Source organism: Paenibacillus sp. CF095, assembly GCF_900101225.1.
Lineage (GTDB): Bacteria > Bacillota > Bacilli > Paenibacillales > Paenibacillaceae > Paenibacillus.
Map to the genome: position 1 here is coordinate 1,085,675 of NZ_FMZN01000001.1, position 15,742 is coordinate 1,101,416.

Here is a 15,742-nt window from a genome sequence, read left to right on the forward strand (position 1 = left end):
GGTCGGATGTTCAAAAGACAAAAAGAATGGTGGATGAGGTATGAAAAAATGGTCGGCAGCAGTCGTTTTTCTTCTGTTCCTATGTTTATTCCCAGTCATGGCCCATGCGAACACCACTCCCTCGATTGTACTCGACGGTGTAACCATTAACCAGCAGACGGGTGCACCTGCAGAGAATATTGGGAAAACGGTCATGGTTCCAATTCGAATTGTATCCGAGAACCTGGGTTATAAGGTGAAGTGGGAGAAGGAAACTCAGTCAGTCCAGGTTCAAAAAGGAAACAGCATGATCCAAATGACGGCTGGCAAAGATGCAGCTACAGTGAATGGAAACGTGGTGAACTTGGATTCGCCCCCACTGGTCAAACAGGGAACTACGCTTGTTCCGTTACGCTTTGTTGGGGAAGGCATGGGTCTGCGTGTTGGCTGGGACAATGGAACCAAGACAGTAAGCCTATTTAGTATTCCTCCCGTAGTTGAAACGGAAAGTGACAGTGACCCCGTCGAGGCACCAGTCCCGGATGGTTTGACAGAACTTCAAGGCATCAGCTTCAGCGGAGATCGCTTGATTGTAGCAACAAACGGTAATATTAGCCCCAAAGTATCCAGTATTGGTGGGCCAGACCGAATTATTGTTGATCTGCCTTCAGCGACATTCTCTCAGGAGTTCATTCAGGGACAAGCCTCTAATCCGGATGGCAGTGGACAGATTCTCGTTATGGATTCATCAATAGTTTCCAAAGTCCGTTATGCCATGTTCAGTAAATCGCCTTCTACCGTGCGTGTCGTTCTGGATCTGAGTCAGACGGCTACAGCCAAATGGTCTGTTGGAGATAACAATGTCTTGCTCGTTGACCTGACAGCCACGAGTGGAGAACCGACAAGCCAACCGGCAGTACCTACGAATGATGGTAAAACGATTGTGGTCATTGATCCGGGACATGGTGGTCGTCAATCGGGTGCAGTGAGTTTGTCAGGTGCTTATGAGAAGGATTTCAATCTGGCTGTAGGGCTGAAGGTACAGGCAATCCTTCAACAATACAAAAATATTCAAACGGTAATTACACGCCAGGATGATACAGAACTTTCGCTCAAACAGCGTGTGGATATTGCTGAATTGAATCAGGCAGATGTTTTTGTATCCATTCATGGAAACAAATTCACTACACCGGTACCAAACGGCATTGAAACGCTCTACAGTCGTAAAGAAAGCAAGACTTTGGCTGACACTCTTCACAAATATGTGTTGCCGGTGACAGGACTCAAGGATCGTGGGGTTAAAACGGCTAGTCTGCATGTGACGCGTGAAACAACCATGCCTGCTGTGTTACTTGAACTTGGTTTTTTAAGTAACCCTACAGATGAAGCGGTTATGCTCACGGAAGAGTACCAGGACAAATGTGCACAGGCGATTGTGGACGGAATTGTTGAATTTTTGGGACTGTAAATTGAATTGTGCGCAAATATGAAGGTTAGGGTAGTACGTTGTTTAGAGATGTATATTTGATAAATAAGGAAAAAAGAAGACATTAAAATGTAAAAAAAGCTTGATCTGACAACGTTTTTTTTCTGTTATGTTGGAATATATTCGCAACTTTTGAGAGTGAGGGGCGTCTAATAGGTGTCTGGTAATGCCCAAGCGGTCAGTCGGAGTTGGAAAATGACAACATGCGGCAAAAAAATATGAGAATGGTAGGGGTGAAGGATGAAGAAGTTCGGTTTTTTGGTACTGTTATTTGTCTTTGGGCTCGTATTCCCGGGCTATAGTCACGCAGCAACAGACACGAAAATTATCCTAGACGGAAAAGAAATCGTACAGCCATCGGACACAAAAGCGGAAATTATCAACAGCAAGGTGATGGTTCCGATCCGGGTTGTGTCTGAAAATCTTGGATATAGCGTGGAGTGGAAGCAGCAAACGCAAACGGTGACTATTAGCAAAGACAACACTGCCATGCAGATGATTGTTGGACAGAAGACGGCAACGGTGAACGGCAGTAACGTAAACCTGGATGCCCCGCCACTCGTGAAAAATGGTACTACGCTCGTACCTCTTCGATTTATTGGTGAGGAAATGGGTCTTAAGGTGGGTTGGAACAATACCACGAAGACGGTAACATTAGTTACCCAGAATTCAGGTTCCGGAAACGGGACAACCACACCTCCGAACTCTGGCAATGAAGGCGGAGGATCGGATCAAGAAGGTCTTGTACTGGTGAACGGCATCAGCTTCAGCGACAACCGCTTCATGATTGCAACAAGCGGAAGTACGAAGCCGAACGTCTTCACGATGACAGGACCAGATCGAATCGTTATAGACTTGCCGAATACCGCATTTGCTGATTCGTTCAGTGAAGGACAGGCTCTAGACAGCAACCAGAATGGACAACTCGTCGTTAGCGGCTATCCGGATGTGTCGAAGATTCGTTACTCGTTATACAGCAACAGTCCATCTACAATTCGTTTTGTAATAGATCTGTCCAGTTCAAAAGGGTACAGTGTGCAAAATGATTCCGGACTGGTTATGATTAACCTCGACAATCAAAGTGGTACACCTGCTCCTCCGGTTGGTAATAATGGCAAAAAAGTTGTCGTTATCGATGCAGGTCACGGAGATCATGATCCTGGGGCAATCGGTGTAACTGGTAAACGTGAAAAAGACTTCAATCTGGCAATGGCTCTGAAAGTGGAAGCCTTGTTGAAAAAAGAATCCAAAATTGACGTTGTGTTAACGCGCAGCGATGATACATTTTTGGCATTGAAAGAACGTGTGAAGATTGCACAAGACATAAAAGCGGATATCTTCATCTCCATTCATGCTAACAGTGGCCCTGCTGCTGCGAACGGTGTAGAGACATTCTATACACGCTCCAACAGCAAAGCACTTGCTACAGTGATGCACAAGTATCTTTTACAGTCTTCCGGACTGAAAGATCGTGGAGTGAAAACGGCAAGTCTCCATGTGACCCGTGAAACGACAATGCCAGCAGTTCTGCTGGAAGGTGGATTCCTTAGCAATAAGAGCGACGAAGCAGCCCTGTTCACTGAGAGTTTCCAGAACAGTGTTGCCAAAGGGATTGTTGCAGGAATCAAGGAGTATCTGGGAATTAAATAAGGGACAAGCCCTTATGTTGAGGAGGCGGAGTTAGAATGAACAAGAAAATATGGATTGCAGCCTTGCTGGTAACGGTTATGGCAGTTGCTGCTGGATGTGGAAGCAAGCCAACAGCTGCTCCGAATCAGACGCAAGGCGCAGGAACTGAAAACAATGTAACCGAGGTTGAAGGTGAAACAATTACCGAACCAGTAACTGCTGAGCCTGAAGAGAATACAACGCCTACAGAATCCACGGAGGAAGGCAGCTCAGAGGAAGCGACTACAACTACTCCGCCAAGCGAAACGTCTACGGAGAAGCCGGCAACTTCCGAAAGTAATGAAAAGAAAACGATCACTGTATTCTATACGGATGAAGAAGAACTGGAGTTGCACAAAGCTTCGGCAGAGATTTCATACGCATCGGATGATGCCAAATATAAAGCTGCCTTTGAATCACTGCAACAGAGCAAAGACGCTAAACTGGTTCCGCTGTGGTCTAAAGAAATTGAATTGAAGTCTGTTCAGTTCAAGGATGGAGCTCTTACGCTGGATATTCATATGCCAGATACGGCGCGTCTTGGAGCAGGTGGAGAATCTTATGCGCTGGATGCACTAAAACAAACGTTCTTCCAGTTTGATGAAGTAAAATCACTTGATTTACTGGTGGATGGTCAGCAGACTGAGAGTCTGATGGGCCATGTGGATCTTGAACATCCAATGACAAGATCCGAATAGGCTGTACAGCATGCTGTTGTACCGTGAATCCACGGAATATGGGTCGTTTTACATGAGAGAGGGGAATCATAGGTGACTTTTAAATATAACAATCCATCACACTCTAAAAAAGTAGTATCAGCCGTGCTTGCAGGCATGATGGCCCTTAGCGCCGGCGGAGCTGCCATGGCAGCAGAATCAACAGAAACAGGGCAGGGTCAGACTGCTGCAATAACAAATACGGCTGCACCAACTGGTTTGTTCAGTGACATCAAGGTCGGATACTGGGCTGAGAAACATGTGTACAAACTGGCATATCAAGGTATTCTTCTCGGTAACAACGGCCTGTTCCGTCCAGGAGACGCGGTAACACAGCAAGAAGCTGTAACGATGGCAATCCGTTTTATGAATCAAGAGGGGCAGTTGAATACCGACACGGCTGCGGCATTACCGACAAACATGGAAGTGGGAAATTATTTCAAGCCATATGTCGCGCTGGCACTTCAACTGGGACTAATTGACAAAACGGAAGAATCATCGGTGGATGTATCCAAGACCTCCTGGGGTCAAAAGCCGGCTTCACGGGAATGGATTACGAAATTGTTAATCCGTTCATTGGACAAGGATGCTGAAGCGAAGGCACAAAATAATCAATCTACCGGATTTGCTGATAATGCAAGTATTTCCGAAAGTGGTAAAGGTTATGTCAATCTGGCTGTTAGCCTGGATCTGGCCAAAGGTGTGGAAGGCAACAAATTCAATCCAACCGGTTCCGTAACCCGTGCTCAACTGGCTACCTTCTTCAGTCGTGGTGAATCGTTAACGGATACAACGTACCCGAACACATCCACGGGTTATGTGACAGGATTGAAAGATGGGCAGATCACGCTGGTTGTGGACGGCAAAGCCGTTAACTTCGCAGTGAACAGCAGTACGCCTTACTTTACGAAAGACAGTGAAACTCGTGCTTCCGCCACAGATGTGAAGCTATATACGAAAGTTATGGTTGTAGGTTCGGCAGGTGGGGCTTCCTATGTGGAAGTTGTTGATGCTACACCGCAGGTGGAAAGTGTTGAAGGTACATTTGCACGTTCATTGTCTGGTAATAAAATTGGTATCTTTGTGGGCGAGAATTACGAAACGTACAGTTATGATGAGGCAACTGCATTCATCGATCAGAATGGTAATGCAATCAAACTGTCCGATATTACGGCAGATAGCATCATCGAAGTACAGCGTGAGACGTTCTCGGCTGACAAAAAAACAGTCGCTATTCGTGTGAAATCCGGCATTGTTAACAAGAGTGACAATGGCGTAATTGCTGAAGTATCCACTTCTGGCAAAACGATTAAACTTGTCAATACAGCGGGTGCTACAGAACAGTTTGCGTACAATGACAATCTGCTTATCACATATCAAAACCGTATCATGTCAGTGGCTGATCTCAAAGCCGGCAGTGCCGTGAAATACACCGTAAAGGACAGTGTTTTGCAAACTATCACATTGTCTCAAGGTGTGGAGCAATCTGTGCGCGGAACATTGGTTGAGATCGGTGGCAACCAGTCCACGTTAACGTTCAAACGTGAAGGGGGTTCCCTTGAGGCGAAATTGCTGATTGAAAAGCCGGAAGTCATCATTAATGGCATTCAGGATGCAACGTTGAATGATCTCATCACAGATGCAACGAACGGGGATCAGGTTGAGTTGTCATTAAACGCTGACGATCAGGTTACGCGTATTCAGGTGATTGGACGTCAAATGGAACCTATGAACGGGGTAACGGTTGTATCTTACAACAGCAAAACAAAGGTACTTACCGTACTGGACAACAACAAAAAACCGTTTGTATTTACATTGGACGAAAAAACCAAACTGGACTACAATACGACCAAACCTACACTCGCTGGTCTGGAGTCGATTTTAAATGATGGTCGCAAATTGGATCTGACCTATGTGGGAACACGTGCGTTGTCCGTTAAAGTGATTTACAAGTACGAAGGTACGATCAGCAACATTGACACATCGGGCAGAAAAATCAGTTTGTTGTCTGGTAATCAGACGATTACAGTGCCTTATACTACCTTACCTACGGTTGAGATCTATAACAAATCGGGCGCAAGTCTGGGAGATTTGAAGATTGGTGACAAAGTGACCGTAACGCTTGGAGCAAATCAGGATGTAGTGCAGAAGGTTGCACTGAACACTGTGGCTCAATTCGAAGTGGTTGCCTTGGAAGCAAATAGTCGTATTCGAGTAAAATCCGATCTGCTGACAAGTCAGTTCTACGTGGATCAAGCGGTACTGACAGGAGAGAGTGGTCAGACGATCACGCCTTCACAACTGACAGCAGGCAACCTGATTAATGTAACGTTTGAAGGAGCTACGCCAAAAGCGGTTCAAGTCGTGAAGCGTACGCTGGCTGAAGTTACAGCGGTGGATGCTTCATCTGTAACGCTCAAGCAGTTTAATAACGGCCAGACTGAAACCGTACCTGTTAGCGGTTCTGTTAAAGTCGTAAAATCTGGCTCCACATTAACTTCATTGACTAGTCTTACGGTCGGAGATCGTGTGGAAATGACAAAAGATACGGATAATTCCACACGCTTCAGAGTATTAACTGTCATGAGCAAACAATTCTGGTCTTATGATGGCGTTGGTAACCAGATTTTGGTTAAACGGGAAACGACAGCAGACACGAACTATCGTTTTGCACTCGGATCAAGTGTATTTGTTCACCAGGGTGACAATACTTTAAGCGTGCAATCTCTCAGAGATAATGATAATATTGTATTGTATCTCCTGAACAATGTTATTCTGGAGATTCAAAAACAGTAATCGTTTCTTTTCGAGGATCAAAAGAATGACCGTCTTGATACGGGATCTTTCCCGCATCAAGACGTTTTTTTTGCAAGCTTTTTGAGGTCCCCGCAAAGTACTCGGATGAAGCTTCGAAGTAAGGCTCCGCAGCGTGGAGTCATTTTGTGGGAGGTAGCTCTTCATGAATGCAGCGACAGTTAGACATATACTCGAAACTATGGAAGCAATGTTTCCTGATGCACATTGCGAATTAAATCACAGCAATGCATTTGAATTGACGGTAGCTGTCCTTTTGTCTGCCCAGTGCACCGATGAAACGGTGAACAAGGTAACCGCAGATTTGTTCCAGAAGTACAGAAGCCCAGCAGATTATCTGGCGGTTCCTCTCGAAGAGTTGGAACAGGATATTCGGCGAATCGGTTTGTACCGGAACAAGGCCAAGCATATTCAGAACATGTGCCGAATTTTAATAGAGCAGTATGGCGGTGATGTACCGCAGGAACATGATCAGCTTGTGACGCTACCAGGTGTCGGGCGGAAAACCGCGAATGTAGTTGTTTCCAATGCGTTTGGAGTACCGGCAATTGCGGTAGATACTCATGTTGAACGTGTATCCAAGCGGCTGGCGCTTGCAGGTTGGGATGACTCCGTACTTGAAGTCGAAAAGAAACTAATGAAGCGCGTACCCCGGGACGAGTGGACTTTAACTCACCACCGGTTTATATTTTTTGGACGCTACCATTGCAAGGCACAGAACCCTGCGTGTCATATCTGTCCATTGTTGGACATATGCAGGGAAGGGAAAAAACGTATGAAAACGTCCCAAATCAGGAAAGATAAGGAACGTGTCACCACCCGAAAACGAAAAATAAATTAATGAGCAGAAAAGGATGAATAATCATGAAATGCATTTCCGTGTACACTGACAATTTTGAGGCCTTCTCCGATATCTTTGAACAAATCGTTGAACAGGAAATGGCTGAAAATGAAGAAAAAGAAGTAGAAGGCATCACAGTAAGCCACTCTGGCGACGTGCCTGAACATTATCTGGAGCGTATGTCCGTTAAACCAGAAGTTGTTGTTATGAGAGACAAAGGCAGAGACATTACAATTCTGCAACATGGACAAGTATTTGAAATCTTGCTGCCTTCCATGGAGAACGCAGTTTCATAAGAAGTGATTACACTATGGGTTCTGTTGTATTAATGTCATGAGGATCGTTGTGGTTAAGATGATCGCATCGCATTCATGCAACAGACACTTGGCGTAAGCATTTGCTAAATACCGAGTATAAAACGTATTACAGATAAAACCGACTTGTTCGGTTTTATTTTTTTTAGATTATAGATTTATACGTTCATTTATGTATATTCAATTCCAACCGTTCAAATTCAAACTTGATAATGTTAAAATAAATGTTGTAAAAGAGATAGACGTCGAAACGGATGTCAAATTAGAGGAGCCAGGGGGAAGGCCAGTCATGTCCAGAACAGATTACCCAAAAGAAATGGCCAAACCTCTGCTTCCGCTGCGTGAAGCGATGGAGCAGACAGGGGACCATACGGCTGTACAGGCTTTAACGGATTTAATATGCAAGGCGGAAATGAAACATCTGACGATTGCGTTCTGTGGTCATTTCTCTGCAGGCAAATCGAGTCTCATCAACAGTTTATGCGGTAAGCGGGTGTTGCCTTCAAGTCCCGTGCCAACAAGTGCAAATGTGGTATCCATACGTAATGGTAAGCCAAGAGCGCTTATTTATACTACTCCAAACGTAAGCGCTGACAATGGAGCAGGAACACTTGAAGTTTCTCCAGAGGAATTGGAGGCGTATTGCAAAAATGGTGGAGCGTACAGCTCGATTGAGGTGTGGGATGATATTCCTTTGCTGAAAGATGATGCTGTCCTGCTGGATACACCAGGTGTGGATTCAACAGATCGCGGACATAGTCTCGCAACCCATTCCGCGCTTCATCTGGCCGATGTGGTCTTCTATGTCATGGACTATAATCATGTTCAGTCCGAGACAAACCTTTCATTTGCCAAGAGTCTGTCGGATTGGGGCAAACCGTTGTTTTTGATCGTGAACCAGATCGACAAGCATCGGGAGCGTGAGCTCTCTTTTGACCAATATACCGAAGGTGTCGAAGCTATATTTGCGGCCTGGGAAGTCAGATATGACGGACTGTTGTTTACTTCCCTCCGCGACAAGCAGCATCGCTACAACCAGTGGGATGTGCTTCCGAAACTTATTGAACACATGATGCAAGAGAAGGAAGCGTTAATTACGCACAGTTTGGCAAGTTCGGCCAGTCATGTAACGGAGCAACACCTGACGAGAGAAGCGGAGAAACGTGAAGACGAAGAGAATTCCCTGCTGGATGAGATTGGTGGCAAGGAAGGAATTGAACGCTTGGAACGAGAGCTGGAGCTTCTTGATCAACAAGCAGCAGACATTCGTACCGGGCCTTCGCGAGTGCGTGAGAAATTCCGGGCAGAGCTGGAACCTCTTCTGGCGAATGCAAATCTTACTCCTGCGGATATTCGTACGTCTGCTGCTGCCTATTTGGAGAGCCGCAAACCGGGCTTCAGGGTAGGTTTATTGTTCTCAGGTGGCAAAACCGAGCAGGAGAAACAACGCCGTGTTTCTGAGCTGGTAAGACTGTTACAGGATCAGGCTTCCGGACAAGTTGAGGTACATATTCGTACGATGCTTAGACAGCTGGGTGAATCCCATCAGCTATGGGGAGCGGAGTGGGAGCAAGCGCTTAATACGGAGCTGCCTGCTGTAGATGAAGCACTATTGGAGATGAAACGTAGTGCGAGTGCAGAGGTATCTCCAGAGTATGTGATTCAGTTCAGTAAAGATGTGCGGGGCGAGATTGAGGCCCGCTATCGCAAGTCGGCCATGATGCTGGCCGACCGCATGCTGGAAGCGCTGGGCGCGCGAGGCGAAGCCGCGCTCCAGGCGCTGGACGCCAGCCGCGCAGCGCTGCTGGCGCAATCCGCGGCGGCGGCGCGCTACACGGCGCTCCAGCGCAGCGCCGCCGCAGAGGCAGCAGGGCTACGCAGCCTGCTGCCCGATGCGGGCCCCCTCCCCTCCGGGCTATTGCCGGAGGTGAAGGGCCCGCACGTGCCCGCGGTGCCTGAACCGGGCGAAGCACCCGGTCCGCATGCGGGCACGTCAACGTCTGTGGCTGCGCAGCCACAGACGTCAGAGGCACCGCCAGCGCAGCGCGCAGCCGCAGCGGCAGTGCCTGGGCCATCGGCGGCGGCTGGTGCTGAACGCCGCCGACGCCTGGACGCAGCAGCGGCACGGCTCGAAGCCGCTGCTGCGCTGGTGGAGCCGTACCCCGCCATGGGGTCGGCGGTACGGGATCTTCGTGCACGCGCGGCTTCGCTTGCGGGCGGCACGTTCACTCTGGCGCTGTTTGGAGCATTCAGCGCCGGCAAATCCTCCTTCGCCAACGCGTTGCTGGGCGAAGCTGTACTACCCGTCTCGCCGCATCCAACAACAGCGGCGATTAACCGGATTATGGCTCCTGCCGGGGGCGCGGAGCATGGAACAGCCCGGGTCCGCATGAAGACCCGTGACGCCTTCAAGGAAGATCTCGCCTATTCCTTCCGATTGCTCGGACTGGGTGAGCCTGGAGCGGAGTGGCAGAAGCGAGTACGTTCCCTATCGCCACAGGATGTACATCCGGCGGGGCGCCCGCATTACAGCTTTTTGCAGGCAGCGGCAGCTGGTTGGGAAGAAACAGCGGACCAGCTAGGGCAGGATGTGCTGGTGGATCTGGACGGTTATCGTAACTTTGTCGCAAACGAGAAGAAGTCCTGTTTTGTAGACAGTATCGATCTCTACTACAGTTGCGATGTAACTGAACAAGGCATTGTATTGGTAGACACACCAGGAGCGGACTCCGTGAATGCTCGTCATACGGGTGTAACCTTCAATTATATGAAGAATGCGGATGCCCTCATTTTTGTAACGTATTACAACCATGCTTTCTCACAAGGAGATCGCCAGTTCCTGAATCAGTTGGGACGTGTTAAGGATAGTTCTGCCATGGATCAGATGTTCTTTGTTGTGAATGCCAGTGATCTATCTTCCTCTGAGGAAGAACTGGAGCAGGTTCTCGATCATGTGAGCACCCAACTGCGCAGTAATGGAATTCGGGCACCACGACTCTTCCCGGTATCCAGTATACTGGCGATGGAAGGCAAGATGGCAGGTGATTCGAAGCTGCTGGAGCAATCCGGTTTTATCCGTTTTGAGGAAGAGTTCAACCAATTTGCGGGCAGAGAATTAGCCGATCTTGCCGTAGGTGGCGCTTCCGAAGAGATGGCACGTGTCATTCAGCGGCTGAAGAAGCGTGCGGAGGATGCGGCTCAAGGGGAGGAAGCTTTGCAGCAGCGGCGGGATGAACTGGAGACTATTCAGGGACAGTCACGCCAGCGCATACAGCTACTTGCAGAGCGATCCATGAAGGAAGAATTGTCACAGGAAACAGCAGAACTACTCTTCCATGTGCGGCAGCGACTTGCCTATCGCCTTGGTTTATTCATGGCAGAAGCATTCCATCCATCCGTACTTCGGGAGGATCGGGGCAATCTGAAGACGGCTTTTGCAGCCTGTGGACGTGAACTGTTACGTATGATTGCCATTGAACTGGAGCAGGAACTGCTTGCTACCACCCTCAGACTTGAACAGGCAGGTCAGACCTGGCTGATGAAGCAAGTTACGGATTGTATAGATGAGGTGAGACAGTTATCAGGGGGCGTGGATGTGTCACTGCCACTGAACGAACGCTGGAGTACACCTGTGCTTGAAGAAGTTCGTCTGGAAGAACCGTCAGGATGGAAAAGCTATTTGAATTATTTCCGCAATCCGAAACAGTTCTTCGAAGGAGATGGACGTCAGCGATTACAAGAGGCACTTGATCCTGTCCTCAAACAGATGATCATTGAAGTTCTTCCTGCTGCACAAGACAAGCTGATTCAGTTTTATGACAACCAGCTTTGTCAATCATTGCAACACCAATCGCGTCAGTTGGAAGAACGTTTGGATGAGGCGGTGAGTGGAATTCAAGATACGTTGGAGAGCGGAATTCCGGCCGAGCAATGGACCAGCTTGTCTAACCAACTGGAACAGATTGAACGCAGTTAAAATCGCGGAATAACACGTATTCTCTGGAAGTCTTTGTAAAACAAAATGAATGATACAGCAACACATTGAAAATGTTGCGAAAATCAACCCAAAAAGGCCCCTGCCGAAAAGGCATATAGGGAGCCTTTTTTTGGTACGAACAACCTGAAATAAAGAGAATATTCAAACATTTGATTGAAAGGTGGGTATTTACCTTCGTTAATGCGTCAATAAGCTGAAAGCAGGCAGAATATGGTCTGTTATTCGCTTTGCCGCGAATGGGGTACGGTGATAAACTTCATAAATGTTCATAGTATTTTTGAACGACATAAGAGGAGGAGAAACATGGATGTTCTTAGGCAACTGCAAATCTTTTTTTGGGAAAAGCGAACGTATTTATTTGTATCAATCTTGTTCCTCGCCTTAGCAACCGCACTTGGGTTGGTGTATCCGTATATGCTGAGGATACTGATTGATGACATTATTGTTCCGCGAACTTTTGAAGACGTTCCCATAATTGCCTTGACAGTGTTAGGTGTAGTTATTTTGAAAGCGGGAATGCAGTTTTTACATGGCTTTTTTGGAGGACGCTTGGGTAACTTCCTGGCGTACAGACTTCGTAACGCATGTTATGAAAAGCTTCAATTTTTATCCTTCCGTTATTATGATACGGCCAAGACAGGTGATCTGATGTCCCGCCTCACGGGAGATTTGGAAGCCATCCGTAACTTTATCGGATTTGGTTTCGCCCAGATTCTCAACATGGTTTTGATGGTCGTATTCGGCGCAATCATGATGATGACCATGAGTTGGCAGCTTACACTGTTCACACTCATATGCATCCCATTACTTGCCTTCGTTGCGCTGAGATTCGAATCCAAAATTCACCCTGCGTTTCAGGAGATGCGGCTGGCGCTCAGTTCACTGACAACAGCGGTACAGGAGAATATCACTGGCGTACGTACGGTAAAATCCTTTGCACGTGAGCCTTATGAAGTGGAGAAATTCTCTACACGTAATGAACGTTACAAGACAAATCAGATTCATGCTGCAACATTGTGGAGTCGTTATTTTCCGATCATGGAGATTCTTGCTTCGGTGAGTATCGTGCTGTTGCTTGTGATTGGTGGAAGAATGGTTATACAGAAGACGCTGACACTCGGTGAACTCGTTGCCTTTTTCAGTTTGATCTGGTACATAATCGGTCCAATGTGGAACCTTGGGTTCCATATCAACAACTATACGCAATCCAAAGCTTCAGGTGAGCGGGTGCTCGAACTGCTCAATACGCCAGTGGACGTGGAAGAAACGCAAGATCCGGTCATTGTGGAGGCAGACCAGGTGAACGGCCATGTGACATTTGAATCCGTTACCTTTGCCTACGGCAACAAAATGCCAGCGGTAACCGATATTAATTTTGATGCTGCACCCGGTTCTGTAATCGGTTTCCTCGGGGGGACAGGGTCTGGTAAATCGACCATCATTCAGCTTCTGATGCGTGCCTATAACGTGAACTCGGGAACAATCAAGCTGGATGGCAAAAACATCAAAGATATAGGCATTCGCAGTTTGCGGAGTCAGATCGCTTCTGTTTTCCAGGAAACATTCCTGTTCTCATCCAGCATTCGTAATAATATTTCCTACGGGCTTAAGAACGTCACCATGGATCAGATCATCCGTGCAGCCAAGCTGGCCAAGGCTCATGACTTCATTATGGAATTCCCGGACGGATATGACACGGTGGTTGGTGAGCGCGGTATGGGTTTATCGGGTGGACAGAAACAGCGGATTGCGATCGCAAGGGCTTTGCTGAAAAATCCGAAAATTCTGGTACTTGATGACGCAACAAGCGCCGTGGACATGGAGACAGAACACGAGATTCAATCCGGTTTCCAGGAAGTTATGCGCGGCAGAACGACATTTATTATTGCACACCGTATTTCTTCACTACGACATGCAGATGAGATTCTGGTGCTCGATGAAGGCCGCGTGGTACAACGTGGCAAACATACCGAACTCATTGAAGTGCCTGGACCATATCAGGATGTTTATAAAATTCAATATGCAGATTATATTGCCCGCGGTAAGCGGGAGGCTGGGGAGCAGGTGAATTCATGAGTGCCGAAACGATAGCAGACAGGCGCGAGGCCAAAGGGGCCTCTGAGAAGAAACTGAATGAACGATTTGTGTATCAGGATGATGAAATTATTGAAAAACCGTTTAACTGGAAAGAGTTCGGACGTTTATTTGCATACATGAAACCTTATGCGAAACAACTGTTACCACTTGTTATTCTAATGATGATCTTGGGTACCATTACGAAATTGTCCGTACCGTTTCTGATCAGTCTGGCAATTGACCGGGCCATCGCACCGGCAACAGGGTTGCCAAGTATGACTATGCTGTATCTTATCGCAGGCTCCATATTTGTGTTGTATCTCATTCAATGGGCTGCCAATACGTACCGGATCAAACTGACAAACATTATCGGACAGCGCGTTATTTATGATCTTCGCTCGGATCTGTTCAAGCATATCCAGAAGCTGTCCTTTAACTTTTTTGACAAAAGGCCGGCCGGTTCCGTACTGGTACGTGTTACGAATGATATTAACTCCCTTCAGGATCTATTCACGAACGGTGCAGTTAACGTCATGATCGACTGCGTACAGCTGCTCGGGATCATTGTGATCTTGCTGTTGATTAACTGGAAACTGGGCCTTGCCGTAATCATTACGGTGCCAATCATGTTTATCATCTCGACCAAACTGCGGGTGCTGATCCGTCGTGCTTGGCAGGATGTGCGCATGAAGAACTCTCGGATTAACTCCCACTTGAATGAATCCATTCAAGGAATTCGAGTGACTCAGGCCTATACCCAGGAAAAAGAGAACATGAAATACTTTGACAACATGAACCTGTCCAGCAAAAAGTCATGGGATAGAGCATCAGCGATGAACCAGGGCTTTGGACCGCTGATTGAGATTACCGGCGGATTCGGTACATTAATCCTTTTCTGGTTTGGTGCTTATCTGATTCAGGAAGGTCAATTGACTGTGGGATTACTTGTTGCTTTTGCCAACTATGTCGGCAACTTCTGGGACCCAATCAACCGTCTGGGACAGATGTACAATCAGTTGCTGGTTGCGATGGCATCATCGGAGCGTATCTTCGAATTCATGGATGAAAAACCAAGTATTGCGGATAAACCAGGTGCCAAGCCACTTCCTTCTATTAAAGGAGATATCGCATTCGAAAATGTTGTGTTCGAATACGAGAAGGGCAGACAGGCGCTGAAAGGAATCAGCTTCTCGGCGGCTGCGGGACAATCGATTGCACTTGTTGGTCATACGGGCTCAGGTAAAAGTACGATCATCAATCTGATCAGTCGTTTCTATGATATATCTGGCGGACGTCTCACCATTGACGGACAGGATGTGCGGGATGTAACGGTAGAGAGTTTACGCAGCCAGATCAGCATTGTATTACAGGATACCTTCATCTTCTCGGGTACGATTCGTGACAATATCCGATTTGGACGACTGGATGCAACGAATGAAGAGGTGGAGGACGCAGCCAAAGCAGTCAATGCACATGAGTTCATCATGAAGCTGCCTGGCGGATATGATACCGAAGTAGAGGAACGCGGGAACGTATTATCCATGGGACAGCGACAATTGTTATCCTTTGCCCGTGCGCTGCTTGCTGATCCACGTATACTGATTCTGGATGAAGCTACAGCCAGCATTGATACGGAGACAGAGCTTAAAATCCAGGAAGCGTTGAAGGTGCTGTTGCAGGGAAGAACGTCCTTTATGGTCGCTCACCGTCTCTCAACCATCCGGAATGCAGATAACATTATCGTCCTGGATCATGGTGAAATTAAAGAAGAGGGTAACCATGAGCAGCTTATCCAAAAACAAGGCGTGTATAATGGATTAATAGAAGCTCAATACAGATTTTTGTGATGAA

Annotated in this window: 9 protein-coding genes; all 9 read left to right on the top strand. The window is 47.3% G+C overall.

The window, feature by feature from the left end; all coding sequences use genetic code 11:
• Window positions 1-40 precede the first annotated feature (40 nt).
• The 9 genes from BLS69_RS04890 to BLS69_RS04930 all read left to right on the top strand — a co-directional run bounded on the left by BLS69_RS04890 (window position 41) and on the right by BLS69_RS04930 (window position 15,738).
• Window positions 41-1,447 carry an N-acetylmuramoyl-L-alanine amidase family protein gene (locus BLS69_RS04890; protein ID WP_091028997.1) on the top strand — a complete coding sequence of 469 codons (1,407 nt, stop codon included), beginning with the start codon at window positions 41-43 and terminating at the stop codon, window positions 1,445-1,447.
• Window positions 1,448-1,705: 258 nt separating this feature from the next.
• Complete coding sequence (locus BLS69_RS04895) at window positions 1,706-3,115, top strand: N-acetylmuramoyl-L-alanine amidase family protein (protein WP_036607564.1); 1,410 nt, start codon at window positions 1,706-1,708, stop codon at window positions 3,113-3,115.
• A 35-nt stretch (window positions 3,116-3,150) separates the two neighbouring features.
• Window positions 3,151-3,831, top strand: a complete 681-nt coding sequence (locus BLS69_RS04900) for a GerMN domain-containing protein (protein WP_036671957.1) — start codon at window positions 3,151-3,153, stop codon at window positions 3,829-3,831.
• Between the two features lie 72 nt (window positions 3,832-3,903).
• Window positions 3,904-6,645 carry an S-layer homology domain-containing protein gene (locus BLS69_RS04905; RefSeq protein WP_091028998.1) on the top strand — a complete coding sequence of 914 codons (2,742 nt, stop codon included), beginning with the start codon at window positions 3,904-3,906 and terminating at the stop codon, window positions 6,643-6,645.
• Between the two features lie 163 nt (window positions 6,646-6,808).
• Window positions 6,809-7,504, top strand: coding sequence for an endonuclease III (nth, locus tag BLS69_RS04910; RefSeq protein WP_036607558.1), 696 nt, complete (start codon window positions 6,809-6,811; stop codon window positions 7,502-7,504).
• Between the two features lie 23 nt (window positions 7,505-7,527).
• On the top strand, window positions 7,528-7,800 hold the full coding sequence (locus BLS69_RS04915) for a hypothetical protein (protein WP_017687779.1): 273 nt from the start codon (window positions 7,528-7,530) through the stop codon (window positions 7,798-7,800).
• 307 nt (window positions 7,801-8,107) lie between these two features.
• A complete protein-coding gene (locus BLS69_RS04920) occupies window positions 8,108-11,794 on the top strand; it encodes a dynamin family protein (RefSeq protein ID WP_091029000.1) in 3,687 nt (1,228 codons plus the stop codon).
• A gap of 324 nt (window positions 11,795-12,118) precedes the next feature.
• The gene (locus tag BLS69_RS04925) at window positions 12,119-13,891 is read left to right on the top strand and encodes an ABC transporter ATP-binding protein (protein WP_091029001.1); all 1,773 of its coding nucleotides are present in this window, start codon (window positions 12,119-12,121) and stop codon (window positions 13,889-13,891) included.
• Entirely contained in the window at window positions 13,888-15,738 is a 1,851-nt protein-coding gene (locus tag BLS69_RS04930; RefSeq protein ID WP_091017941.1) for an ABC transporter ATP-binding protein, read from the top strand. The genes BLS69_RS04925 and BLS69_RS04930 overlap by 4 nt, the downstream gene beginning before the upstream one ends.
• Window positions 15,739-15,742 lie beyond the last annotated feature (4 nt).